Annotated in this window: 25 protein-coding genes and 1 tRNA gene; 19 read left to right on the top strand and 7 right to left on the bottom strand. The window is 70.2% G+C overall.

Going from position 1 to position 24,602, the window contains the following annotated elements:
• Positions 1–44: 44 nt before the first annotated feature.
• The 3 genes from KBZ12_RS12560 to KBZ12_RS12550 are packed head-to-tail and all read left to right on the top strand — an operon-like array spanning position 45 to position 2,037.
• Complete coding sequence (locus KBZ12_RS12560; RefSeq protein WP_254958319.1) at positions 45–854, top strand: HEAT repeat domain-containing protein; 810 nt, start codon at positions 45–47, stop codon at positions 852–854.
• Entirely contained in the window at positions 854–1,516 is a 663-nt protein-coding gene (locus KBZ12_RS12555; protein WP_254958318.1) for a HEAT repeat domain-containing protein, read from the top strand. The genes KBZ12_RS12560 and KBZ12_RS12555 overlap by 1 nt, the downstream gene beginning before the upstream one ends.
• A 35-nt stretch (positions 1,517–1,551) precedes the next feature.
• Positions 1,552–2,037 (top strand): low molecular weight protein-tyrosine-phosphatase, encoded by a 486-nt coding sequence (locus tag KBZ12_RS12550; protein ID WP_254958317.1) that lies wholly within the window; start codon positions 1,552–1,554, stop codon positions 2,035–2,037.
• Here KBZ12_RS12550 and KBZ12_RS12545 read toward each other — a convergent pair.
• Positions 2,034–3,617 (bottom strand): bifunctional pantoate--beta-alanine ligase/(d)CMP kinase, encoded by a 1,584-nt coding sequence (locus tag KBZ12_RS12545; RefSeq protein WP_396101168.1) that lies wholly within the window; start codon positions 3,615–3,617, stop codon positions 2,034–2,036. The genes KBZ12_RS12550 and KBZ12_RS12545 overlap by 4 nt on opposite strands.
• 58 nt (positions 3,618–3,675) lie before the next feature.
• Positions 3,676–4,170: a septal ring lytic transglycosylase RlpA family protein gene (locus KBZ12_RS12540; RefSeq protein ID WP_254958316.1), complete on the bottom strand. Its 495-nt coding sequence runs from the start codon at positions 4,168–4,170 to the stop codon at positions 3,676–3,678.
• A 424-nt stretch (positions 4,171–4,594) separates the two neighbouring features.
• Between KBZ12_RS12540 and purM the strand changes: the two genes are divergently transcribed.
• Together purM and KBZ12_RS12530 are read left to right on the top strand one after the other, a co-directional pair.
• Complete coding sequence (gene purM / locus KBZ12_RS12535) at positions 4,595–5,629, top strand: phosphoribosylformylglycinamidine cyclo-ligase (RefSeq protein WP_254958315.1); 1,035 nt, start codon at positions 4,595–4,597, stop codon at positions 5,627–5,629.
• Positions 5,630–5,735: 106 nt separating this feature from the next.
• A complete protein-coding gene (locus KBZ12_RS12530) occupies positions 5,736–6,401 on the top strand; it encodes a hypothetical protein (protein ID WP_254958314.1) in 666 nt (221 codons plus the stop codon).
• A 5-nt stretch (positions 6,402–6,406) separates the two neighbouring features.
• Here KBZ12_RS12530 and KBZ12_RS12525 read toward each other — a convergent pair whose 3' ends face one another.
• Complete coding sequence (locus KBZ12_RS12525) at positions 6,407–7,408, bottom strand: aldo/keto reductase (protein WP_254958313.1); 1,002 nt, start codon at positions 7,406–7,408, stop codon at positions 6,407–6,409.
• Between the two features lie 63 nt (positions 7,409–7,471).
• Between KBZ12_RS12525 and KBZ12_RS12520 the strand changes: the two genes are divergently transcribed.
• The 3 genes from KBZ12_RS12520 (at position 7,472) to KBZ12_RS12510 (ending at position 9,070) form a co-directional block, all read left to right on the top strand.
• A complete protein-coding gene (locus KBZ12_RS12520; RefSeq protein WP_254958312.1) occupies positions 7,472–7,657 on the top strand; it encodes a hypothetical protein in 186 nt (61 codons plus the stop codon).
• Positions 7,654–8,181 (top strand): hypothetical protein, encoded by a 528-nt coding sequence (locus tag KBZ12_RS12515; RefSeq protein ID WP_254958311.1) that lies wholly within the window; start codon positions 7,654–7,656, stop codon positions 8,179–8,181. Before KBZ12_RS12520 ends, KBZ12_RS12515 begins: the two co-directional genes overlap by 4 nt.
• Positions 8,182–8,431: 250 nt before the next feature.
• Positions 8,432–9,070 (top strand): trans-aconitate 2-methyltransferase, encoded by a 639-nt coding sequence (locus KBZ12_RS12510; protein ID WP_254958310.1) that lies wholly within the window; start codon positions 8,432–8,434, stop codon positions 9,068–9,070.
• 58 nt (positions 9,071–9,128) lie between these two features.
• On the opposite strand, the gene KBZ12_RS12505 is transcribed toward KBZ12_RS12510, so the two are convergent.
• A complete protein-coding gene (locus KBZ12_RS12505) occupies positions 9,129–9,314 on the bottom strand; it encodes a hypothetical protein (protein ID WP_254958309.1) in 186 nt (61 codons plus the stop codon).
• Between the two features lie 104 nt (positions 9,315–9,418).
• Positions 9,419–9,489: transfer RNA gene (locus KBZ12_RS12500), tRNA-Cys, on the bottom strand.
• A 44-nt stretch (positions 9,490–9,533) separates the two neighbouring features.
• Here KBZ12_RS12500 and KBZ12_RS12495 point away from each other — a divergent pair.
• The gene (locus tag KBZ12_RS12495; protein ID WP_254958308.1) at positions 9,534–10,790 is read left to right on the top strand and encodes a lipid-A-disaccharide synthase-related protein; all 1,257 of its coding nucleotides are present in this window, start codon (positions 9,534–9,536) and stop codon (positions 10,788–10,790) included.
• Positions 10,791–10,830: 40 nt separating this feature from the next.
• Entirely contained in the window at positions 10,831–11,088 is a 258-nt protein-coding gene (locus KBZ12_RS12490) for a hypothetical protein (RefSeq protein ID WP_254958307.1), read from the top strand.
• Positions 11,089–11,121: 33 nt separating this feature from the next.
• Here the strand turns inward: KBZ12_RS12490 and KBZ12_RS12485 are convergent, their stop codons facing one another.
• Positions 11,122–11,787 (bottom strand): ribonuclease D, encoded by a 666-nt coding sequence (locus tag KBZ12_RS12485; RefSeq protein ID WP_254958306.1) that lies wholly within the window; start codon positions 11,785–11,787, stop codon positions 11,122–11,124.
• A gap of 91 nt (positions 11,788–11,878) precedes the next feature.
• Here KBZ12_RS12485 and KBZ12_RS12480 point away from each other — a divergent pair, with 91 nt between their 5' ends.
• Positions 11,879–12,430 (top strand): cofactor assembly of complex C subunit B, encoded by a 552-nt coding sequence (locus tag KBZ12_RS12480; RefSeq protein WP_254958305.1) that lies wholly within the window; start codon positions 11,879–11,881, stop codon positions 12,428–12,430.
• Between the two features lie 4 nt (positions 12,431–12,434).
• On the top strand, positions 12,435–13,319 hold the full coding sequence (locus KBZ12_RS12475; RefSeq protein WP_254958304.1) for a dehydrogenase: 885 nt from the start codon (positions 12,435–12,437) through the stop codon (positions 13,317–13,319).
• On the opposite strand, the gene hemF is transcribed toward KBZ12_RS12475, so the two are convergent.
• The gene (hemF, locus tag KBZ12_RS12470) at positions 13,246–14,271 is read right to left on the bottom strand and encodes an oxygen-dependent coproporphyrinogen oxidase (RefSeq protein WP_254958303.1); all 1,026 of its coding nucleotides are present in this window, start codon (positions 14,269–14,271) and stop codon (positions 13,246–13,248) included. The genes KBZ12_RS12475 and hemF overlap by 74 nt on opposite strands.
• Before the next feature lie 193 nt (positions 14,272–14,464).
• Here hemF and KBZ12_RS12465 point away from each other — a divergent pair, with 193 nt between their 5' ends.
• From KBZ12_RS12465 to ppc, 7 genes are all read left to right on the top strand, one after another.
• Positions 14,465–15,571, top strand: a complete 1,107-nt coding sequence (locus tag KBZ12_RS12465; protein WP_254958302.1) for an Mrp/NBP35 family ATP-binding protein — start codon at positions 14,465–14,467, stop codon at positions 15,569–15,571.
• A 4-nt stretch (positions 15,572–15,575) separates the two neighbouring features.
• Positions 15,576–16,844: a rod shape-determining protein RodA gene (gene rodA / locus KBZ12_RS12460; RefSeq protein WP_254958301.1), complete on the top strand. Its 1,269-nt coding sequence runs from the start codon at positions 15,576–15,578 to the stop codon at positions 16,842–16,844.
• Positions 16,835–18,235, top strand: a complete 1,401-nt coding sequence (locus KBZ12_RS12455) for a sensor histidine kinase KdpD (protein WP_254958300.1) — start codon at positions 16,835–16,837, stop codon at positions 18,233–18,235. Before rodA ends, KBZ12_RS12455 begins: the two co-directional genes overlap by 10 nt.
• Positions 18,236–18,338: 103 nt before the next feature.
• Positions 18,339–18,770, top strand: coding sequence for a photosystem I reaction center subunit II PsaD (locus tag KBZ12_RS12450; RefSeq protein WP_254958299.1), 432 nt, complete (start codon positions 18,339–18,341; stop codon positions 18,768–18,770).
• 68 nt (positions 18,771–18,838) lie between these two features.
• Positions 18,839–20,404 carry an anthranilate synthase component I family protein gene (locus KBZ12_RS12445; protein WP_254958298.1) on the top strand — a complete coding sequence of 522 codons (1,566 nt, stop codon included), beginning with the start codon at positions 18,839–18,841 and terminating at the stop codon, positions 20,402–20,404.
• Positions 20,401–21,564: a glutamate--cysteine ligase gene (gene gshA, locus KBZ12_RS12440; RefSeq protein WP_254958297.1), complete on the top strand. Its 1,164-nt coding sequence runs from the start codon at positions 20,401–20,403 to the stop codon at positions 21,562–21,564. Before KBZ12_RS12445 ends, gshA begins: the two co-directional genes overlap by 4 nt.
• Positions 21,565–21,590: 26 nt before the next feature.
• Positions 21,591–24,593: a phosphoenolpyruvate carboxylase gene (ppc, locus tag KBZ12_RS12435; RefSeq protein ID WP_254958355.1), complete on the top strand. Its 3,003-nt coding sequence runs from the start codon at positions 21,591–21,593 to the stop codon at positions 24,591–24,593.
• Positions 24,594–24,602: the final 9 nt, after the last annotated feature.

Below are 24,602 nucleotides of genomic sequence, written 5' to 3'. Positions count from 1 at the left end.
GTGGCAGCATTCCCCTGGTTCCTTCTTCCCACCTCTGCACGCCCATGGCCGGTGACGGTGAGCCGATCAGTGAAGCCGAAGCCCTGGAGCAGTTGCGCCAGACGGACGACCAGTCTCGTCAGTACTACGCGGCCTGGTGGCTGGGTCGCATGCGCAGCCGGCATCCGGAGGCCGTGCCCCTGCTGCTGGCGGCCCTGCGCCAGCGCCAGCCACGGGACGTGGGCGCCGGGGTGGAACACAACGCCGTGGCCCGCAATGCCGCCCGGGCCCTGGGCAAGATCGCCGATGGGCGGGCGGTGAGCGAGTTGCTGGTGGTGCTCGACGACGACGACGACGGCCTGCGGGAGGCCGCGGCCCGTTCCCTCGGTGAGCTGCGGGCCACGGCAGCGGTGCCGCTCCTGACCCGCCGCCTGGCCAGCGGGCCCGACGTCGCCGGTGCCCACCGCAGCGACAGCCCCCGGCTGCAGGAACCCTGCGAAGCGATGCTGGAGGCCCTGGGGACGATCGGTGTGGCCGAACCGGAGATCCTGGCTGTGATCAAGCCCTTCACCGGCCATGGGCGCCCCCTGGTGCGCAGTGCCGCCTGCCGGGCCCTGCTGCAGCTCACCGGGGAGACGGCCTGGGCCGACGAGTTGCTCCAGTTGCTGCAACACCCCCAGCTGCAGGTGCGTAGGGCCGCCCTGATGGATCTGGGGGCGGTGGGGTGGCGTCCGGCCCTGGTCCCGATCCAGCGCACCTTGGCCGAGAACAGCCTCAAGCTGATCGCCCTGCGGGGCCTGGTGGAGCACGGCAACGGCCGTGGGGCGGACAGCGATGATGAGGCCGTGCTGATGGCGATGGACGCCCTGCTCTGATGACAGCCGCAAGCGGAGATTCCAGGCTCGCGGCCGATCGGATCCGGGCCTTCGAGCAGGCCGGCAGCGCTGAGGAGCTGGTGGTGGCCACCCGCCGGCTGATCGCCTGCGACGACCGCCTGGCCACCGTGCCCCAGCTGGTGCAGGTGCTGGGCTTCAACAATCCGGGAGCCGCCGTGGCCGCCGTGGATGGGTTGATCGCCCTGGGTCCGGCGGCCGTGGGTCCCCTGCTGGCCAATCTCGATGCCCACAACTACGGCGCCCGGGCCTGGGCCGTGCGGGCCCTGGCGGGGATCGGCGACACCCGCGGGCTGGACGTGCTTGAGGACGCCCTGGCCACGGACGTCGGCCCCAGCGTGCGGCGGGCCGCCGCCAGGGGGCTGGGGACCCTGCGGCTGGAGACCCTGGCCGAGGCGGAACGGCAGCAGGTGCGTGAGCGCTGCCTGGGGGCCCTCGAGGGCGGCCGCGGGGATGGCGAGTGGGTCGTGCGCTACGCCGTGGCCGTGGGCCTCGAGGGCCTGGCCTTGCCCCTGCCCCGGGCCCATCCCCACAGGGATCGGGCCGAGGCGAGCCTGGAGCAGCTCCAGGATCCCGAACGGGAGGACACGCTGGTGGTGCAGCTGCGGGCCGGGGTGGCCCTCAAGCGACTGAACAACCAATGACCACCCCGGAAGACCCCCCCGCGGCACCCCTCGCCATGGCGCAGCCCACCAGCCTCCTGTTCGTCTGCCTTGGCAACATCTGCCGCTCCCCGGCCGCCGAAGGCGTGTTCCTGCATTTCATCGCCCTCCAGGGCCTGGAGCACGCCTTCCGGGTGGATTCCGCCGGCACCGGCGACTGGCACGTGGGCCGGCCCGCCGACGCGCGCATGCGCAGCGCCGCCGCCCGGCGGGGGATCGTCCTGCCCAGCCGGGCCCGCCAGATCACAGCGGACGACCTGGGCCGGTTCGACCACGTGCTGACCATGGACCGGCAGAACCTGAAGGCGGTGCGGGGCCTGGCCGGGCCAGGGGCCTCCGCCCAGATCACCCCCATCACCCGGTACTGCAGCCGCCACAGCATCGAAGAAGTACCCGATCCCTACTACGGCGGTGAGGAGGGCTTCGATCGGGTGCTCGACCTGCTGGAGGACGCCTGCGGGGGCCTGCTCGAGACCCTGACGGCCAAACGGGCGGGGAGCTAGGGGGACCCAGGGCCAGGCCAGGCGTCCTCCGGCACCCGCTCGCGGAACAGATCCACCAGTCGCTGGATCACGGCGTCGATGCCCAGGCCGTCGGTGACCAGCTCCACCGCATCGGCCGCCTGCCGCAGGGGGGCCTCGACCCGGCTGGAATCCAGGTGATCCCGCTCGGCGATCTGGGCTTCCAGGTCCGCCAGGGGCGGCACGGTGAAGCCGCGCTGGGCCAGATCCGCTGCCCGCCGGCGGGCACGCTCCGCCACCGTGGCGGTGAGGAACACCTTGCACTCCGCCTCCGGGAAGACGGCGGTGCCGATGTCGCGCCCTTCCGCCACCAGACCGCCCCGCTGCCCCATGGCCCGCTGCTGCCCGGTGAGGGCCGCCCGCACGCAGGCATGGGCCGCCACGGCGGACACCGCAGCGGTGACCTCGGGGGCCCGGATCGCCTCGCTCACCTCGTGGCCATTCACCCGCACCCGCTGCTCCCCGCCGGTGTCGCTCTCCAGCTGCAGATCGAGGTCGTCGAGCAGGGGGGCGATGGCGGCGGCATCGGCCGGGTCCACACCCCGGTGCAGCACCCACCAGGTGAGGGCCCGGTACATGGCGCCGGTGTCGAGATAGAGGAGGCCGAGGCGGCGGGCGAAGGCCCGGGTGACGGTGCTCTTGCCCGCCCCGGCGGGGCCATCGATGGCGACGATCGGCGGGCGGTTCATCAGGAAGACATGGTCAATCAATCGCGTGCTGCCGCAACAGGCGGCCGCGGCCAGCAGCGACAGGCCACCAGCGGTGGCGGTCATCGGGCTCAGGGTAGAGGGCTGCACGAGCTGCACGTACTCCACGGCCAGGCCCGCCGCCTCCAGGTCGCGGCGGACCGAAGCGGAGAGCAGCGCCGCGCTGGCGGTGCCGTCGCGCCAGAGCGTCAGCGCCGCCCCCAGGGCCGCCGGCAGGGCCGCCGCCCGATCGCGATCGCTGGCGCTGAGGTAACGATGGCGGGAACTGCAGGCGAGCCCATCGGCCTCCCGCACGGTGGCGCAGCCCTGCACCGCCACCGGCACGGCCAGGTCGGCCACCACGCGGCGAAGAATCGTGAGCTGCTGCCAGTCTTTCTCCCCGAGCAGAAGCCGATCGGGCCGCACCAGGGCCAGCAGCCGGCAGACCACGGTGGCCACACCCTCGAAATGGCCGGGCCGACCGGGACCGCACAGGGTCTGGCGCAGGGCGGCCGGGGGAACCACGGCGGTGAGCTGGGCCTCACCGCCGGGAAACAACTCCTGCACCGATGGGGCAAACAGGGCCTCGGCACCGGCTGCCTCCCCCAGAGCAGCATCGGCGGTCAGATCCCTGGGATAACGGTCGAAATCTTCAGCCGGTCCGAACTGGAGCGGGTTGACGAACACGCTGAGCAGCACAACGGGCCGGCCGGCAGGCACGGCTGCGCAGGCCCGGCGCAGCAACTGCCGGTGGCCGCGATGCAGGCTGCCCATGGTGGGGACGAAGTGGAGCGGCCGCCCGGCCTGTTCACGGCGCCAGTCACTCAGTTCGGCCAGGGTCTGAAGCAGTTGCACCGGCACAGAAAGAAAGCCCACCCGCCAGATTGGCGGATGGGCTGGAGAGACACAGGACGGACCGAGCCGCCTGGACGTGTCAGGGGAGCACTTCGAGCTTCACCTGGGCAACGCCGCTGGCGGTGAGGCCCAGTTCCTGGGCAGCTCCGTGGGCCAGGTCGATCACGCGACTGCCGTGGAACGGACCACGGTCATTGATGCGCACAACGGCGGAACGTCCGTTCCAGAGGTTGGTGACGCGCACCTTGGTGCCGAAAGGCAGGGTGCGGTGGGCGGCGGTGAGGCTGCCGGGGCGGAGCACCTCTCCACTGGCGGTGCGGTTGCCGAAGAAACCGGGTCCGTACCAGCTGGCCTGACCGGTGGTGACACGACCGGCGGAGGCGATCAGATTGCTCGCTGTGGGTACGGTGCGGATCTCTTCGACGAAACGATCCCAGGTGGAGGGAAAGTCAGCGGGGCGGATGGCAACGGAACTCCCAGGGGCCTGCTGGGCAGGAAGGGAGCCGGCCTGGGCCGGAGCGATGCTGCTGGTGAAGAGGAGGGCGGCAGCGCCCAGGAGTTGAGTGACTCGCATGACAAGCGGAAGACACTGGCTGAGCAAGAAATCGAGGAACGACGTTCCTGATGACTGCATTCGGGCGTTGACGACAACCAGACCTGAAGCGGTGGTGACTGAGTCGAACGCGGCCGAAATGGCCTGGCGAATTCCTAAGAAAAAATGACGACTCCGGAAAACTATCCGAACTGCGCAGGCCCCAAATGCACTGCAGACAGGCCACAGGACCGATCAGTTTTCTTCATCTTTACCACCCTTCCAGGCGTCCACTGGCCTGACTGGCCCACCGGCGCTAGCGAACCATCAGTGAATTTGATCGATGGCATAAGTCCAGACGATGGAAATGTGGGCCAATCGGTCAATCGTCCACACCCAGAGCCCTCCAGGCGCCCCCCGCGGCCCCATGCCGATGCAGGATCGGTGCAGCGCTGACCCTTGGCCCATGGACTACCGCTCTGCCGGCGTGGACGTCGCCGCTGGCCGCGCCTTCGTGGAACGCATCAGAACCAGTGTCGAGACCACCCGGCGGCCGGAGGTCATCGGGGGACTGGGGGGCTTCGGCGGGCTCTGCCGCCTGCCGGACGGAATGAAACGCCCCCTGCTGGTGGCCGGCACCGACGGGGTGGGCACCAAGCTCGAGCTCGCCCAGGCCCATGGCGGCCACCACGGGGTGGGCATCGACCTGGTGGCCATGTGCGTCAACGACGTGATCACCAGTGGCGCCGAGCCCCTCTTCTTCCTGGATTACATCGCCACCGGCAAGCTCGGCCCCGAGGCCATGGCCGAGGTGGTGGAGGGCATCGCCGACGGGTGCCGCCAGAGCGGCTGCGCCCTGCTGGGCGGCGAAACCGCCGAGATGCCCGGCTTCTACGGCGCCGGCCGCTACGACCTGGCCGGGTTCTGCGTGGCGGTGGTGGAGGAGGACGAGCGGATCGACGGCGCCAGGGTGGCCGCGGGCGACCGGATCGTCGCCGTGGCCAGCAGCGGTGTCCACAGCAATGGCTTCAGCCTGGTGCGGCGCATCCTGGAGGCCGAGGCCGTCGACGCCGACACGCCGCTGCCGGCCACCGGCCAGGGGCTGATCGACGCCCTGCTGACCCCGACACTTCTTTATGCCTCGCTGGTGAAGGGCCTGCGCCGATCGGGGCTGCCGCTCCACGCCATGGCCCACATCACCGGCGGCGGCTTGCCGGAGAACCTGCCCCGCTGCCTGCCGGCGGGGGTTCATGCGGTGGTCGACCCCGGCAGCTGGGAGCGTCCGCCCCTGTTCCGCTGGCTGCAGGAGCGGGGCCAGGTGCCGGAGGCCGACCTGTGGAACACCTTCAACCTGGGAGTCGGTTTCTGCCTGGTGGTGCCACCGGCGGCCTCTGCTGGCATCATCGACCTCTGCCGTTCCTCGGGCCATCAGGCCTGGGAACTCGGCAGCATCGCGGCGGGCGAACCGGGGGAACACCCCCTGGCCGGATTGCCGCGCTGAGACGACGGCGGCCCTGATCCACCCCTATACCTAAGGTCGTTGGCGTCATTCCCGCCTTGACCAGGCCCCTCACGCTCCCAAGACGTTCAATAGATTTCGCTGCCCAATGTTCGATACGTCCAGACGCATCACCCGCCGCCGCAGTTCCGCAGGCCCGATGCCGCCCCAGCGCCCCCAGCAGCCGCGCCCCCGCCTGCGCGACGGCGCCCCCATGGTCCAGCAGCGCGAGGGCACCGGTGGCCAGCGGCCGACCTTCCTGACCCTGCGGGACCACGGCAAGGTCTATGTGGCCGACCTGCCGCGCCTGTCCGACGGCCAGCTCACCCATATCAATAGGGAAGCCCAGGACGTCCTCGACAGCCTCAACCGCCGCCTGCAGGAAGTGGAGGCCCAGACCTTCCTCAGCGAGGCCGACCAGGACACCCGTATCCGGGCCACCACCAAACGGGACATCACCCAGCGGTTCCTCAACTCGATCGCCCAGGAGCAGGAATTGCGGCGCTCCAACCCTGCCCTGCGGGCGGCCGCAGGCGAATCCCTTTCCCGCGCCTTCCTGGAACTGGCCCGCCACCGGCTGCCCGGCTCCACCTTCGATTCCCTGCTGCAGGAGGCCCTCAGCGCCTGCGGCCCCGGCGAAGACGGCACCCTCACCGGCGAAACGGCCGACCCCCAGGTGGTGAAGCTGCTGCAGCGGGCCGAGGCCCCCCAGCCTCGGCCGGCCGCCCTGCCGGTGGTGCTGAGCCCGGATCCAAGCGACGCCCTCAGCGCCTGAGGCCCTCAGGCGCTCTGAAACGGATTGGCGGGCATGCGCCCCTCGCACCGCTGCGCCACCCGGTCCAGATCCCGTCGTTCCCCATCGTCCAGGCACCAGCTGGCGGCCGCGGCCGCCGCTTCGGCCTGGTCAACGCGGCGCAACCCCACCAGGGGAATGGCGCCATGGGCCCGGCACCAGTTGATCGCCACCGCCGCCATGGGGGCGTCGTGGGCACGGGCGATCCGCTCCATGGTCTGCAGCAGGGGCTGGATGCGGGGCTGCAGCCGGCGGAACAACAGGCCCCGGGGTCCCGCGGGCTGGGCCTGGTCCTCCCCCGGGGGCCGGCCCAGGAGACCGAGGGCCAGGGGGCTGTAGGCCAGTAACTCGATACCCAGCTCCCGGCAGACCGACGCCACGCCATCAGCCGCAAGGGCCTCCGGCGCCAGCAGGGAGAGCTGCACCTGCAGGCTGGCCAACCGCAACCCCCGCCGGGCCAGCCGCCCATGCACCTGACGCAACCGGCGTGGGCCCAGGTTGGACACCCCCAGGCTGCCCACCCGGCCCTGTTCGAGCAGATCCGCCAGGCCCTCCAGCAGGGCCCCCTCTTGCCAGGGGGCGTAGCGGGCCGTGCTCCAGTGCAGCTGAACCCGGTCGAGATGGCCCCCCAACCGGCGCCGGGAGGCTTCGAAGGCCCCCGCGAATCCACGGCGGCCCAGGCGCCAGGGGAAGGGCGCCAGTTTGGTGGCCACGGTGAGTCCCTGGCGCCGGGCCGGCGGCAGGTCGGCAACGAAGCCGCCCAGGAGCGACTCGCTGCGGCCGCCGAAGCGACCGGTGCCGTAGGAATCCGCCGTGTCGAACAGGCTCAGCCCCAGGTCCACCGCCCGGCGGAAACAGGCGGCCAGCTCCTCGTCCTGGGCCGGGTCGTAGCCCCAGAGGAACTGGTTGCCCCAGGCCCAGGTGCCCACCCCGATCCCGGGGGCACCTGACGGCCCGGGCGAGAACAGGGGGGTGGCAGGGTCGGCCAAGGCGATCGCGACACTCTCACGCTGTTGCCATGATCGAATCAAACCGTCCCCAGGGGGCCTGTGATGACCACCCATCCCGGCAGCCGGCCGCCCCTGCCCACCGCCGCAGCCAACGCCCCCATCCCGTTAGCCGCCGGCAGCGCGCCAACCGCGCCCGCCCCCGAGCCAGTGCTGTGCGGCCATTGCGGCCGCACAGCCAGCAACGGCATCAGCTGCCAGGGGATCTGCGTTGCCGACTCGGGCTATTGAAGCGGTGGCTTGACCGGAGATGGCCCTCGGGCCTGCTGCTGCTGGCCCTCACTGGTCCGTGGGCGCCCCTGGTGGGCCAGGAGCTGCGGGGTGAGGATTTCGGCCGCTGGGAAGGGGACCTGCGGCGCTGCCGCATCGCCAGCACGTCCCGCCAGGCCTCGCAGCAGCAGACGAGCAGCTGCAGGGTGCTGCGCCTGGATCAGCAGATGGAGGGACTGCTCACGGTCCGGTTTCTGCAACCAGCCGGCAGCGGCACCTTCCTTGATCGGCAGCTGGTCTTTGCCGGGGTGCTGGAGGAAGGCACCAGGGGCATGCCATGCCAGGCCAGCCGCTGCGAGCCGCGCTGGCCCCTGCGGCTGCGGGTGAGTGCCGTGGGCCAGGCGGGTTTCGGCGAGGCAACGGCAGCCCTGGGGCTGACCAGGGCCCAGCTCGCCAGCGGCCACTGCCAGTTGGACGGCCGTGCCTTCCGCTGCGCGGCCGTCGGCTCGCAAGGGGAGCAGTGGCACGCAGAAGCCGCTCTCTAAAAGGACCTGCCGGCTGGCGGGGGAGAAATGACGATCGGCAACGAACGCCACAGACAACCCTGACCTTCTTCAGGTTCTCTTTATTATTCGTTCGTTCGGGTGACGGTCATGCCCCAGTCCACATCGCTGCTGGCCCTGGTGGGCGTCGTCGGGTTCGCCCTGATCTCCTTGCTCCTGGGCGTCCTTCCCTGAGCCGTCGCGAGTGGCCGAAGGGACGGCGCCGCTAGGGTGCCGCCACCCACCATCCTGCATGTCGACCAAGGACGCCTTCACACGGATCTATCAGCGCGACACATGGGGGGGAGGCTCAGGTCAGGGGTCCAGACCTGAGTTCAACGGCGAGTACATCGCCACCCTGCAGCGCTTTATGCGGCTCAATGACATCCACAGCGTCGTCGATTTCGGCTGTGGCGACTGGCAGTTCTCCCGGCTGATCCATTGGGGCGACATCACCTACACCGGGATTGACATCGTCGACTCCGTGGTGGCAGCCAACAGTGACCTCCACGCCAGCGACTCGATTCACTTCCAGCTCTTCGAGGATCTGGCCAGCCTGCCGCCCGCCGATCTGATTCTGGTGAAGGATGTGCTGCAACACCTTCCCAACCACTTGGTGCGGGAGTACCTCGACCATTTCAAGGCCCACTACCGCTGGCTGATCATCACCAACGACGATTTGCCCCACTCGGAGCTCAACCGGGATATCGACGCAGGAGCTTGGCGGCCGCTGCGGCTGGACCTGCCTCCCTTTGAGGAGCATTGCTCCACCCTGGCGCAATGGGTGGTGCTCACCGAAGCATCGATGAACCTGCACAGGAAACGGGCGGAATTGATCCTGGGAGCAGGAGCACGCCAGCCGCAGCGAAGGCCTGGAACTCAGCAGGAATGAATCCTGACCAAGCTGTCATCCTGCCGAGAGATCTGCCGAGAAGTCTGCTGGGATCTTGTCACCAGTTGCCGACCCTTTTAAGGGCGGTGTAGTACTCGATGATGGCATCTTCGAGAATCGCCGTGGGCGTGGAAGGAAGTTGGATTCTTTCGCGATAGGCCTGGATCTTTTCAATCATCGCCAGGCAATCTTTGCTGAGCAGCGCCACGAACGGATCCGGCTCTTCCGTGGAATTGGCTCCCACCTCAGTCCTCCTTGGCAAGTCCGTCGCAGTCTGCCACCGTTGGCCTGCCGTTGGGCCGTGACTCCTGCGCAGGGGGGCGAGCAGGAGAACGTCGGTTGTTGCAGAGGCGGCACCCAGATTCGAACTGGGGATAAAGGATTTGCAATCCTCTGCCTTACCACTTGGCCATGCCGCCTGCCGGGGAGCAAACTCCCCGCAGCGGATCGTATCAGCCATGGCATGTCCACCCCCCGTCTGCTGGTTCTGAGCAACGGCCACGGGGAGGATCTGATCGCCCTGCGGCTGATCGAGGCCCTGCGGCACCAGGCCCCCGACCTGGAGGTGCAGGTGTTGCCCCTGGTGGGGATGGGCCAGGCCTATGCCGGTGCCGAAGCGGCCGGTGAGCTGCAGCGGGTCGGTCCGCGGCAGCCGCTGCCCAGCGGCGGCTTCAGCAACCAGAGCCTGCGGGGACTGCTGAATGATCTGGCCGCAGGGCTGCCGCTGCTGAGCTGGCGTCAGTGGCGGATCGTGCGGCGCTGGGGAAGGCAGGGTCTGCCGATCCTGGCGGTGGGCGACCTGCTGCCCCTGCTGCTGGCCTGGGCGGGCGGTGGTCCGTACGGCTTCCTGGGCACCCCGAAGAGCGACCACACCTGGGCCTCGCCCGCCCCGGCCGGGTGGGGCCACTCCCCCCTGGCCGATGGTTACCACCGGGCCAAGGGCAGCGAATGGGATCCCTGGGAGTGGGCCCTGATGGGCCACCGCCGCTGCCGGCTGGTGGCGGTGCGCGATCGCCTCACCGCCCGGGGACTGCGGCGCCATGGGGTGAAGGCCGTCGCCCCGGGCAACCCGATGATGGATGGCTTCGCCGCCCCTGGGCCCTTGCCGGCCTGGCTGCAGGGGCGGCGCCGTCTGCTGCTGCTGCCGGGCAGCCGCCTGCCCGAGGCCCTGGGCAACCTGCGCGGCCTGCTCGCCGCCCTGCCGCCCGCGTCCGGGACCGGGACCGGGCCGATCAGCGTGCTGCTGGCCACCGGCTCCCGCCCCAGCGATGCCGAGCTGGCCGCCCCCCTGGCTGCGGCTGGATTCACCCCGGCGGCGGCGCCGCCGGGGTCCGGTGCCTCGACCCTCTGGCGGCGAGGCGGGCTGGAGCTGCTGGTGGGTCCGGGCCGGTTCGCGGCCTGGGCGCCGCTGGCGGAGCTGGGGCTGGCCACCGCCGGCACCGCCACCGAGCAGCTGGTCGGTCTGGGGGTGCCGGCCCTGTCGCTGCCGGGACCCGGCCCCCAGTTCAAGGCCGGCTTCGCTCGCCGCCAGAGCCGGCTGCTGGGGGGAGCCGTGCAGCCGTGCCAGGACAGCGGGGAGCTGCGGCGGCGGCTGATCGCCTTGCTGAACGACGACGGCGAGCGGGCCCGACTGGGCCAGATCGGTCGGCGGCGCATGGGACCAGCCGGTGGCAGCGCGCGGCTAGCGACCCTGATCCTTGAGCGGCTGCTGCCGGGGTAGGGGGATGATGGGCTCGACCGACCCCTCGTCCCCCGCACCGATGCCCGGCATCCCCGACCGCAGCTTCAACGCCGCCTGCGGTCATCTGGCCACCCAGCTGGGCATCAGCCTGGCGGCGGCCCGCCGGCGGGTGGAGATCCTGGCGGCCAAAGAGGGCCTGCGGGACACGGCCGCCAAGCTGGCCCTAGCGGAACGCCTGCTGGAGGAAACCAGGGCCAGCAGCCTCGACCGGGGCCAGCTGTTCGACGGCCAGCTGCGCTCGGTGGGCGAGGACGACCTGTTCATGATCGAGGACTGAGCGGCCCGGCTTGCCGCACCAGCGCTGCCGGACTCAGTGCTCGAAGACCTGGTTGAACCGCTGCCGGTCGAGGGCGGCGAACACCGGCACGCAGGCGAAACAGCGGCGGGCCAGCTCCCAGCGCTCCTCCCGGCGCAGCATCACCTCCAGCCGGTCGCGGGCGGCCAGCAGCCAGCGCACGTCGCCGGCGGCGTAGGCCAGCTGGGTGTCGCTGAGCTCCTCCACCCGGCCCCAGTCGGAACTCTGGGCCTGCTTGTCGAGCTCCACCCCCACCAGTTCGTTGACCACATCCTTGAGGCCGTGGCGCGGGGCGTAGGTGCGGGCCAGGCGGCTGCCGACCTTGGTGCAGAAGATGGGGTCCACGGCAATGCCGAGGTTCTCCGCCAACGCCGCCACATCGAAGCGGGCGAAGTGGAACACCTTCTCGATCGCCGGGTTCTCGCAGAGGGCCTTCAGCCGCGGTGCCTCCGTCTGCCCCCGTGCCAGGCGGATGCAGCAGACGTTGTCGTGGTCATCGCAGATCTGCACCAGGCAGAGGCGGTCGCGCCCATGGATCAGACCCATGGCCTCGGTGTCGATGGCCAGGGCCCGGGCCGATCCGTAGAGCTCCTGCCAGGTGGCGTCGAGGTCATGGTCGAAGACGGCGAAACGGGCCGCCGGTCCGGGGCTGGCGCTGACGCTGGAAGGGGTCTGGGCCATTGTCGGGCATGGACTTTGGCGCCATCGTGGCCCAGCACGGACGCCGGCCAGCCAGTCGGGCCAGAATGGACGCCGCCAAGGCTCCGCCCCCATGCCCACCCTGGGTTCCACCCTCCTGCTCACCCTGCTGATGGCCGTCGGCCTGGTCTTCTTCCTGAGGGCCGCCAGCAAGGACCGCACCACGGTGGTGGACGTCCACTCCCCCCAGCCGCCGGTGCAGGTGCTCGAGGGCCTCTCCAACTGGCTCACCGCCAGGGGCTGGCAGACCGAAACCGGCGACCCCGAGCGCCAGCTGCTGCGCTTCCGCGGCCAGGTCCGCTCCAGCCTGCCCCTCGCCCTGCTGCTCTCGCTGCTGGGCAGCGTGGGGGCCGCCTGCCTGGGCCTGGTGCTGCGCCAGGTGCTCCCCGCCCTCGGCTGGTGGCCCCTGCTGCTGGCCCTTGCCGGTCCGATGGCGGGTGTCGTCTACAGCCGGAGGGCGGCCCGGCCCGAGAGCCTGGAGCTGCGCCTGATGGACGGGGACAGCAGCGGCGGCAGCAGCCTGCGCCTGCGCGCCCACCGTGACGAACTGATCGCCATCGAGCGGGAGCTGGGGGCCGCCCTCCAGCTGGCCAGCGACGGCTCCCTGCTCTCCTCCCCGATCTGAGCCGATGGGTTCCCGTTCTCTCGCCTGGTTGGTGGGTCCAGCCCTTCTGGTCCTCGGCCTTGCCCCCCTGGCGACACCCGCCCGTGGCTCCGAGGCCACGGCGTTGGGCGGCCAGCTCGGGACATCAGCCCCGGCACTGACCGGCAGCGATCCGATGACCGGCCCCCGCAGCCGGCTGCCCCGCGACTGGATCGGCCTCCGCCCCGTCGAATCGGACACCCCCATCCTGGTACTGGCCGGCCATGCCGATTCCCAGGGGATCGCGGGGTCCGGCACCAGCGGCGAGGCGGTGGCCGCCGGGGCACCACCGATGTATCCCGGCATCAGCGACGAGCTCTACTGGAACATGGTCATCGCCGAGGCGGTGGTGGCCCTGGGCCAGCAGCGGGGGCTGCGCATCAGCTCCTACCGCCCCCCCTTCCGCACGATCAGTGACGGCGACCACCCCAGCACCAACTGGAGCGTCGGGCGGCAGCACGCCGCCAGCGGCGGCTACGCCCTGGAGATCCACTTCGATGCCTGGGGACCCGACGGTGTCGGATCAGGGTTGATCCCGCCGCTGCACCGGCCCTTCGGCCGCCTCGACGAAAGCCTGGCCGAGGCCTTCGGTGGCTATCCGATGGCGTTCCGTGGCGGCCTGGGCGGACCCAGGCGTGGCATCGCCCTGCTTGAGGTGGGCAAGCTGGAGGGCCGGCTGGAGCGCTCCCTGCGCAACCCCGCCACCCGCCCCGACACGGTGATGGCCATCGCCAGCCGGATCGTCACAGCCCTCGAAGTCGGCCTGGGCCGCAGCCCCACCACCACCGCCCAGCCGCTCACCCCACAGCCTGGTGGGGTCGGCAGCGCTCCTCCAGGGAAGGGTCTTCAAGCCAGTTCTGGGGACAAGTGAACAGGTCGGTCAGCAGGGCCTCCCGGCTGCCTTCAGCGGCCGTGTAGCCGTACTCCCAGCGCACCAGGGGCGGCAGCGACATCAGGATCGATTCGGTGCGGCCGTTGGTCTGCAGGCCGAAGATCGTGCCCCGGTCGAACACCAGGTTGAACTCCACGTAGCGGCCGCGGCGGTAGAGCTGGAACTGACGCTCCACCTCGCCCCAGGGCAGCCCATGGCGGCGCTCCACGATCGGCACGTAGCTCGGCAGGAAGGCGTTGCCGCAGGCCGAGGCCAGGGCGAACAACTGCTCCCAGTCCTGGTGCAGGGGGCCGACGGCGGTGCTCGCCGCCGCCGCCGGCCCCTCGGGGTCGCCCCCCTTGTAGAGCACTCCGGCGGGGTCCTGGTAGTCGTAGAAGATGCCGCCCACGCCGCGGGTCTCGCCGCGGTGCTTCAGGAAGAAGTATTCATCGCACCAGGGCTTGAACACCTTGTAGTAGGCGGGATCCACCCCATCACAGGCTCCCTTGAGGGTGCGATGGAAGTGGCGGGCATCCTCCAGAAAGGGGTAGTAGGGGGTGAGGTCGGCGCCGCCGCCGAACCACCACACCGGCCCGGCCTCGAAGTAGCGGTAGTTGAGGTGCACCGTGGGCACGTAGGGGTTGCGGGGGTGCAGCACCATCGAGGTGCCGGTGGCGAACCAGCGGTGGCCCTCCGCCTCGGGGCGCTGGGACAGGATCGAGGGGGGCAGGCGCTCGCCCTCCACCTCGGAGAAGTTGACGCCGCCCTGCTCGAACACCCGGCCGTCCTTCATCACCCGGGAGCGGCCACCGCCGCCCTCCGGCCGCTCCCAGCTCTGTTCCTCGAAGCCACCCTCGCCGTCGAGGCTCGCCAGGCCGGCGCAGATCGAATCCTGCAGGCCCATCAGCAGGGCCTTGGCACGGCTGCGGGAATCGGCAGGTGGCATCTCCATGGAACGGCAGCGCGGCGGACGCGGAACATCCGCACACCTTTTCAGCCCGTCGGGGGGTCCCACAAGGGTTCGAGAGCCTCTGTCACGGGCTGAGGAAGTTCCTGGAGGCCGCCACCGGGGTGCCTCCGCCGGCCCAACCGCCCCGGGGCACGGCCCCTAGGATCCCGTCTCATCACTCCCGAGACGTCGACGAATGGCCAGCGCCGACACCCTCCTTCAGGCCCTGCAGCCGCTCCGCGATGCCGGCAGCGGCCGCAGCCTGGTGGAACTGGGCTGGATCAGCGACCTGCGTCACCAGGGCAGCCGGGCGGTGTTTCGCCTCGCCCTGCCCGGCTTCGCCGCCAGCCAGCGGGAACGCATCGCCGCCGAGGCCCGCAGCGCCCTGCTGGCCGTGGAGGGGATCAACGACGTCCAGATCGAACTGGCCCAGCCCGCCGCCGCTCCCTCGTCGGGGCCGATCGGTGCCGCCGGCCACGGCCCCGGAGGGGGCCAGCTGCCGGAACGGCAGGGCATCCCCGGCGTGCGCCAGGTGATCGCCGTCAGCAGCGGCAAAGGCGGCGTCGGCAAGAGCACCGTGGCGGTGAACCTGGCCTGTGCCCTGGCCGCCTCGGGGCTGCGGGTGGGCCTGCTCGACGCCGACATCTACGGCCCCAATGCCCCCACCATGCTCGGCGTGGCCGACCGCAGCCCCCAGGTGTCGGGCAGCGGCAACGACCAGGTGCTGGAACCGATCGAGAGCTGCGGCATCGTCATGGTGTCCATGGGCCTGCTCATCCAGGAGAACCAGCCGGTGGTCTGGCGCGGCCCGATGCTCAACGGAATCATTCGCCAGTTCCTTTATCAGGTGAACTGGGGCCAGCGCGACGTGCTCATCGTGGACCTGCCCCCCGGCACCGGCGACGCCCAGCTCACCCTGGCCCAGGCCGTGCCCATGGCCGGCGTGGTGATCGTCACCACGCCCCAGCAGGTGTCGCTGCAGGATGCCCGCCGCGGCCTGGCGATGTTCCTGCAGATGGGAGTGCCGGTGCTGGGGGTGGTGGAAAACATGACCGCCTTCATCCCCCCCGATCTGCCGGATCGCCGCTATGCCCTGTTCGGCAGTGGCGGCGGCCGGCTGCTGGCCGACGAGGCGGATGTCCCCCTGCTGGCCCAGCTGCCGATGGAGATGCCCGTGCTCGAGGGCGGAGAGCGGGGCCTGCCGGTGGTGCTGTCGGCACCCACCTCCGCCAGCGGCCGCGCCTTCACCGAGCTGGCCGAGCGGCTGAGCGCCAGCTGCGCCCTCAGCCCGGCCCTCGCCTGAAGCGATGGCGGTTCTCAGCCCCCGGCGCGGTGGGTTCGCCGCCAAGGGGGCGAAACGACGTGGCCTCGGCTTCGATCCGATCCTGTGGGGCATCCCGATCGCCCTGATCGTGCTGGCGGGGATCCTGATCGCCAGCACCCAGCGCCAGCAGGCCACCACCGACTGGTACCAGCACTGGATCATTGCCGGGGTGGGCATAGTGGTGGCCGTGTTGCTGTCCCGCGTGCCCCTGGAGCGGATCGCCCGGTTCCAGTGGCCGATCTACATCCTGATGGTGGCGAGTCTGATCGCGGTGCGGATCATCGGGGTCAGTGCCCTCGGGGCCCAGAGCTGGATCAACATCGGCGGCTTCTACGTGCAACCGTCGGAGTTCGCCAAGGTGGCGGCGATCCTGCTGCTGGCGGGCGTGCTCTCGAAACACCCGGTGGAACGGCCGATCGATCTGCTGCGGCCCGTGGGGATGATCAGCGTGCCCTGGCTGCTGGTGTTCGTGCAGCCCGATCTGGGCTCATCGCTGGTCTTCGGTGCGGTGCTGCTGGTGATGCTGTTCTGGTCGGGCATGCCCGCCACCTGGCTGCTGCTGCTGCTCTCACCACTGTTCACGGCGATCATGGCCGGCACCGTGCCCTGGCTGCTGCTGGGCTGGATCCCCCTGATGGGGTGGGTGGCTTGGCGCTCCCTGCCCTGGAAAAGGATCGGGCTCGCCCTGGTGCTGGCCGTCCAGGGACTGTTCGCCGTGGGGACGCCCTGGCTGTGGGAGCACGGACTGCGGCCCCACCAGCGGGCGCGGCTCACCCTGTTCCTCGATCCGGCCCAGGATCCCCTCGGCGGCGGTTACCACCTGCTGCAGAGCAAGGTCGGGATCGGCTCCGGCCAGCTGTGGGGCACCGGCCTGATGAACGGGTCGCTCACCAAGCTGCGCTTCATCCCTGAGCAGCACACCGATTTCATCTTCAGTGCCCTGGGGGAGGAAACCGGGTTCATCGGCTCGATGCTGGTGGTGGTGGGCTTCGTGGTGCTGATCTGGCGCCTGCTGCAGATCGCCGGCCGGGCTGGCAGCGACTACGAATCGCTCGTGGTGGTGGGGATCGGCGCCATGCTGATGTTCCAGGTGGTGGTGAACGTCAACATGACCATCGGTCTCGGACCCATCACCGGCATTCCCCTGCCCTTCCTGAGCTACGGCCGTTCGGCTATGCTAGTCAACTGCATCAGTCTCGGGCTCTGCGCCTCCGTGGCCAGGCACAGCCGCAGCCTGCGGCGATGGTGGTGAGCCTGGGGGAACTGCGTTCACTGCTGGCAGACGGCGTGCCGGCGGGGCGGGGGGACGAGGACAGCGTCAGGCGTCAGTGGTGGGCCGCCCTGGCCACCGTGCAGGAGGATCTGCTCGGGGTCGCCCCTCCCCAGCCCGGCGTCTGGCTGGCGGCGCCCCTGCCGGCCCTCTATGAACCCGCCCTGCTGGAGTGGCTCGACGGCTGGGTCTGGACACCGGCGGAGGTGGGCAACCTGATGCCATCGGGGCTGCCGCTGCTGCCCGGCCTGCCGCCCCCCCCGGGAACCGCCCCCCGGGGCACAGCCGGCCGCCCGGGGGGCTTCCAGCGCCTCAGCCTGCGCGAAGCGGACGGCACCGATCCTCTGCTGGTGCTGATCACGCCGGTGCTGCAGGTGGCCCTGGCCCTCGATGGCCCCCCGCAGGCGCGCCGGCTGGTGGTGCGCTTTGAAGCCTCGATCCTGTCGGCCGCCCTGGAACTGCTCGATCGCCGCCTGGCCGAGGACGATCCGGCCGCCGGCCTGGGGCTGCGCCGCCGGCTGCAGCTGCTGGGTCCGCTCCGCAACGCCCCCGATCTGGGCACCCGCTTCTGGCCCCTGCTGGCCCAGCGGCTGGCGGCGATGGCGCCCAGCGTCACCCTGCAGCCGCTGGTGCACGGGGAGAAACGCAGCGAGGGCAACGGCAACGATGCCGTGAGCAGTGAACTGGCCCTGCTCGAAGCCCTCACCCATGAGGTGCGCACCCCCCTGGCCACGATCCGCACCCTGATCCGCTCCCTGCTGCGCCGCACCGACCTGCCCGCGGTGGTGCGCCAGCGGCTGGAGCAGATCGATGGCGAGTGCAGCGAACAGATCGACCGCTTCGGACTGATCTTCCTGGCGGCGGAACTGCAGCGCCAGCCCGGCAGCGGCCAGCCCCTGAGCGACAGCGAACTGGCCCGGACGGACCTGAGCCGGCTGCTGCTTCAGCTGGAGGGGCTGTGGCAGCGCCAGCTGGGCCGGCGCGATCTCAAGCTGGTGCTCGAGATCGCCGCCGACCTGCCACCGGTGATGAGCGATCCCAGCCGGCTCGAAACCATGCTCGGTGGGCTGATGGACCGGTTCAGCCGCAGCCTGCCCAGTGGCAGCGAGGTGCGGCTGCGGCTGCTGCCGGCGGGGTCGCGGTTGAAACTGCAGCTCAGCAGCGACGACCCCGAGAGCCGGGAAGACGATGGGCTGGCGGCCGCCGTGCCGATGCCGGTGGGGCCGGTGCTGAGCTGGAACCCCGAGACCGGCAGCCTGCAGCTCAGCCGCCAGGCCACCCAGCGGCTCTTCCACCGCCTAGGGGGCCGGCTCACCGAGCGGGGCGGCAGCAACCTGACCGTGTTCTTCCCGGCCGCCGAGCGCAGCGGCTGAGGGGATGGGGGCCGGGTTTGTTGACGGGTGTGAAGAGTCCGCCGGGAGCGCCGGGAAGGCGAAAAACACGGTGCTAGTTTCCGCCTGAAACGGTCTGCAAGTCATGCCTGATACGGCCCTCCACGGTCAACTTCCGAAGTCCATCGGCAGCACCGGTGGCTTGCTGAACTCGGCCGAAACCGAGGAGAAGTACGCCATCACCTGGAGCAGCTCCAAGGCCCAGGCGTTCGAACTCCCCACCGGCGGTGCCGCGGAGATGAACGAGGGCGACAACCTCATGTACTTCGCCCGCAAGGAGCAGTGCCTGGCCCTCGGCACCCAACTGCGCACCAAGTTCAAGCCCCGGATCGAGGACTACAAGATCTACCGGATCTACCCCGGCGGCGACACCGAATTCCTGCATCCCAAGGACGGCGTCTTCCCCGAGAAGTGCAACGAAGGCCGCGCCATGGTGGGCCACACCCCCCGCAGCATCGGCGCCAACCCCAACCCCGCCAGCCTCAAGTTCAGCGGCAAGGAAACATACGAAGCCTGAGCCCCACCGGCCAGCACCTATAACGGCGGGGCCGAGAGCCCCGTTTTTTTTGCCTGCCTGTCGCCGTGATGCCCGGTTCTGATCGCAGCGCCTTCCTCGCCCGGATCGCCGGTGGGGAAGCAGGTGCTGACTTGGCCGTCAATTTTCATCCCCTCTGGAAGCGCTGGCCCGCCGACCTGGAAACGCCCCTGACCACCTGGCTGAAGGTGGGGGCGGGCGGGAGCCATGGCGTGCTGCTGGAATCGGTGGAGGGAGGTGAACAGCTGGGCCGCTGGAGCTTCGTCGTCAGCGACCCGCTCTGGACCCTCACTTGCCGTGGCGACCGTGGCGAGCGGTGCTGGCGGGATGGCCGCAGCGAACAGCTCCAGGGCAATCCCTTCACCCTGCTGCGGGACGCCCTGGCACCGCTGCGCCCCGGCCCGGTGGAGGGCCTGCCCAAGGTGGCCCAGCTGTTCGGCTTCTGGGGCTACGAGCTGATCCAGTGGATCGAACCCAGCGTGCCGGTGCACGGCGCCGCCGAGGGGGCCCCACCCGATGGCTGCTGGATGCTGGCCGACAGCCTGCTGGTGTTCGACCAGGTGAAGCGCCAGATCACGGCCGTGGCCTACGTGGATCTCTCCGCAGGGGCCGATCCCGGCGAGGCCTACGACCGGGCGGCGGCGCGCATCGAGGCCCTTGAGGCCCGCATGCACGCCCCGTTGCCGGCGCACGTGAAACCGCTGGCCTGGCACGAGGCGAGTGGCGCCGAGCTGGCCACCAGCAGCAACCGCAGCCAGGCCGACTTCCAAGCCGCCGTTGCCACGGCGGCCGAACACATCGCCGCCGGCGACGTGTTCCAGCTGGTGCTGAGCCAGCGGCTGGAAACCCGGGTGAGCCACGACCCCTTCGAGCTTTACCGCAGCCTGCGGATGGTGAATCCCTCGCCCTACATGGCGTTCTTCAATTTCGGCGACTGGCATCTGATCGGCTCCAGCCCCGAAGTGATGGTGAAGGCGGAGCCCTGCGCCGAAGGGGTGAAGGCCTCCTTGCGGCCCATTGCCGGCACCCGCCCCCGCGGCGAGGATGCCCGCCGGGATGCGGCCCTGGCCGATGAACTGCTGACCGATCCCAAGGAGCGGGCGGAGCACGTGATGCTGGTCGACCTGGGCCGCAACGACCTGGGCCGGGTCTGCCGCGCCGGAACGGTGCAGGTCACCGAGCTGATGGTGATCGAGAAGTACTCCCACGTGATGCACATCGTCAGCGAGGTGGAAGGGCTGCTGACCGAGGATCACGACATCTGGGATCTGCTGATGGCGTCCTTCCCGGCGGGCACCGTGAGCGGGGCCCCCAAGATCCGCGCCATGCAGTTGATCCATGCCCTCGAGCCGGATGCCCGCGGGCCCTACTCGGGGGTCTACGGGGCCGTGGATCTGGCCGGGGCGCTGAACACGGCGATCACGATCCGCACCATGGTGGTGCGGCCCCACCCCGACGGCGGCTGGCGGGTGCAGGTCCAGGCCGGGGCCGGCATCGTGGCCGATTCCCGGCCGGAGGCGGAGTACCAGGAAACCCGCAACAAGGCGCGCGGGATGCTCAAGGCCCTCGCCTGCCTGGAACCGGCCGTGGCCGCTGCGGCGGACGCCACGCCATGAGCACGCCCCTGCTGCTCAAGGGCTTCGAAGTGGAGATGTACACCGGCCGGGCCGATGGCACGGTGGTGGGCTGCTCAGCCGAAGCGGCCGCCGCGCTGGCGGGCTTCATGACCGAACCGGACCAGCGCAACCTGGAGTACGTCACCCCGCCCGAGGCCTCCTACACCGCCCAGCTGGAGCTGCTGCTGGAACCGCGGCGTCGCCTACGCCGCTGGCTCCAGCCCCGCCAGCTCACCCTGCTGCCCGGCAGCACCCTGAGCCTGGGGGACAGCCGCCGCTTCGAGCGCTCCGACCCCGACAACCCTTACCACGCCTATATCGAGGCCACCTACGGCACCCGGGTCGTGACCGCCAGCGTCCACATCAACCTGGGGCTGACGGACATGGACGCCCTGTTCGCCGGCCTGCGTCTGTTGCGCTGTGAGGCCTCCCTGCTGCTCGCCCTCAGCGCCAGCTCCCCCTTCCTCGACGGGGAGGTCACCGGAGCCCATTCCCAGCGCTGGCTGCAGTTCCCGATCACGCCGCCTCTGGTGCCCCTGTTCCGGGACCACCGCCACTACATCCACTGGATGGAGCAGCAGCTGGCCGCCGGGGCGATGCGCAACGTGCGTCACCTGTGGACGTCGGTGCGCCCCAACGGCGACGACCGGCCCCATGGCCTCAACCGCCTGGAGATCCGCATCTGCGACCTGATCGACGACCCGCTGCTGCTGCTGGCCGTCACCGCCTTCACCGAACTGCGCCTGCAGCAACTGCTGCGGGATCCCCAGGGGCAGGATCCCCTGGCCGCCAGCCGGTTCGGGGCCGCTGAACTGGAGGCCTTGGCCGATGCCAACGACCGGGCGGCGGCCCGCACCAGCCTCGAGGCCCGGCTGGTGCACTGGCGCACCGGACAGACCCTGGAGGCCCGCGCCTGGATCGCCGCCGAACTGGAGACCATGGCCCCCCTGGCGGCGGAGCTGGGGCTGGAGCGCTGGCTGGCCCCGCTCCACGGGCTGCTCGCCACGGGCAACCAGGCGATGCGTTGGCTCGCCCGTGAGCGGCGCGGCGAAAGCATCGGTGCCATCATCGGCAACGATGCCGTGGCTCTCGAGGCACGGGAGAAGGCGCTGGACGCATGGCTGGCGACAGAAGCCGCCCAGGTTCCTGGAGGATCATGAACAGCACCCCCGCGCCCACCGCCCCCATGCGGCTCCACCTGACCGAACCCTCGGTCGTTCCCGCCGAGGCCTCCCCCGGGGTGATCCGGCTGCTCACCGAGCGGCTGGAACTCGTGGAGGATCTCTGGCAGACGGTGCTGCGCAGCGAATGCCCCCCCGAGCAGGTGGAACGCCTGCTCCGGCTCAAGGAACTGAGCGGTCCGATGGCGCCGGGTCTCGATCCGGAGGCCTCCTCCGCCGTCGACACCGACGGCATCGTGGCGCTGATCAAGGCGATGGATCTGGCCGAGGGCATCGCCGCCGCCCGGGCCTTTTCCCTGTACTTCCAGCTCGTCAACATCCTCGAGCAGCACATCGAGGAAGACAGCTACCTCGAGAGCATCAAACGGGCCCCCACCCCCGCCAGCAACGACCCCTTCCTGCCGGCCCTGGCCAGCCAGAGCGACCCCGCCACCTTCCGCCAGCTGTTCGAGCGCCTGCGGGCCCTGAACGTGCCGCCGGGCCAGCTCGAGAACCTGCTGCGGGAGCTCGACATCCGGCTGGTGTTCACCGCCCACCCCACCGAGATCGTGCGCCACACCGTGCGGCACAAGCAGCGGCGGGTGGCGGCCCTGATCCAGAAGCTGCAGGTGAATGGCCAGGGCAATCCGGACGACAACGACCGGCTGCGCCAGCAGCTGGAGGAGGAGATCCGGCTGTGGTGGCGCACCGATGAACTGCACCAGTTCAAGCCCTCGGTGATCGATGAGGTCGACTACGCCCTGCACTACTTCCAGCAGGTGCTCTTCGATGCCCTGCCCCAGCTGCGCCAGCGCATCCGCGCCGCCCTGGCGGCCAGCTACCCCGACGTGCAGCCGCCCCGGGATGCCTTCTGCACCTTCGGCTCCTGGGTGGGCTCCGACCGGGACGGCAACCCCTCGGTGACCCCTGATGTCACCTGGCGAACAGCCTGCTTCCAGCGCCAGATGATGCTCGCCCGTTACATCCAGGCGGTGTCCATCCTGCGCGACCAGCTCAGCATTTCGATGCAGTGGAGCCAGGTGAGCACCGCCCTGCTGGAATCCCTGGAGATGGACCGGCTGCGCTTCCCCGAGATCTACGAGGAACGGGCCGCCCGCTACCGGCTGGAGCCCTACCGGCTCAAGCTGAGCTACACCCTCGAGCGGCTGCGGCTCACCCAGCAGCGCAACCAGCAACTGGCTGAGGCGGGCTGGGAATCACCCTGCGACGGCTCCTCCGGCCACGAAGCCGGCCTCACCAGCCTGATGGAGCCGGCCCCGCCCCAGGAGCTGCATTACGCCTCGGTGGAGGAGTTCCGCACCGACCTGGAGCTGGTCAAGGAGAGCCTCGATGCCACCGGCCTGAGCTGCGAAGCCCTGCAGGACCTGATCAGCCAGGTGCACATCTTCGCCTTTGCCCTGGCCAGCCTCGATATCCGCCAGGAGAGCACCCGCCACAGCGACGCCATCGACGAACTCAGCCGCTATCTGCTGCTGCCGGTGCCCTACGGGGAGATGGACGAGGAGCAGCGGGTGGAGTGGCTGCTGACCGAGCTCAAGACCCGCCGCCCGCTGCTGCCACCGGCGGCCCGCTGGAGCGCCCCCACGGCCGAGACCTTCGCCGTGTTCCGGATGCTGCAGCGGCTGCAGCAGGAATTCGGACGGCGCATCTGCCGCACCTACGTGATCTCCATGAGTCACACGGTGTCCGACCTGCTGGAGGTGGTGCTGCTGGCCAAGGAGGCGGGGCTGGTGGATCCGATGGCCCAGAAGTCGTCCCTGCTGGTGATCCCCCTGTTCGAGACGGTCGAAGACCTGCAGGGGGCCCCGGCGGTGATGGGACGCCTGTTCGCCGACCCCTTCTACCGCCAGCTGCTGATCAGCAACAGCGACGGCGAGCAGCCCCTGCAGGAGGTGATGCTGGGCTACTCCGACAGCAACAAGGATTCCGGCTTCCTTTCCAGCAACTGGGAAATCCACCGGGCCCAGATCGCGCTGCAGTCACTGGCCGATGCCCACGATGTGGCCCTGCGCATCTTCCACGGCCGCGGCGGCTCGGTGGGACGGGGTGGCGGCCCCGCCTACCAGGCGATCCTGGCCCAGCCCAGCGGCACCCTCAAGGGGCGCATCAAGATCACCGAGCAGGGGGAAGTGCTGGCCTCCAAGTACTCCCTGCCCGAACTGGCCCTCTACAACCTGGAAACGGTCACCACCGCCGTGCTGCAGAACAGCATGGTGAGCACCCCGGTGGACGACACCCCCACCTGGAACGTGCTGATGGAGCGGCTCGCCGCCCGCTCCCGCGACCATTACCGGGCCCTGGTGCACGACAACCCCGACCTGGTGGCCTTCTTCCAGCAGGTGACGCCGATCGAGGAGATCAGCAAGCTGCAGATCTCCAGCCGGCCGGCGCGGCGCAAGAGCGGCGCCAAGGATCTCTCCAGCCTGCGGGCCATCCCGTGGGTGTTCGGCTGGACCCAGAGCCGCTTCCTGCTGCCCAGCTGGTACGGCGTGGGCACGGCCCTGCAGGCCGAGCTCGACGCCGACGGTGAGCAGATGGAGCTGCTGCAGCTGCTTTACCAGCGCTGGCCGTTCTTCCGCATGCTGATCTCCAAGGTGGAGATGACCCTCTCCAAGGTCGACCTCGAGCTGGCCGGCCATTACGTCACCTCCCTGGGACGTCCCCAGAACAAGCAGGTGTTCGAGCAGATCTTTGCGTCGATCGCCAGCGAATTCGCCCTCACCCATTCCCTGGTGCTGCGGATCAGCAACCACAGCCGGCTCCTCGACGGGGACCCGGCCCTGCAGCTGTCGGTCGACCTGCGCAACCGCACGATCATTCCCCTGGGCTACCTGCAGGTGGCGCTGCTGCGGCGGCTGCGGGAGCAGAAGCGCCAACCGCCGATGAGCGAGGGGCCGGGCGACGGCCCCGGTGGCGGCGACGGCCGCACCTACAGCCGCAGTGAACTGCTGCGCGGTGCCCTGCTTACCATCAACGGCATCGCCGCAGGCATGCGCAACACGGGCTGATTCCCTGAA

Origin of the sequence: Cyanobium sp. Cruz CV13-4-11 (assembly GCF_024346055.1) — a bacterium.
Lineage (GTDB): Bacteria > Cyanobacteriota > Cyanobacteriia > PCC-6307 > Cyanobiaceae > Cyanobium.
The sequence above is the reverse complement of the archived record's forward strand: the minus strand, read 5'-3'. Positions and strand labels throughout refer to the sequence as shown.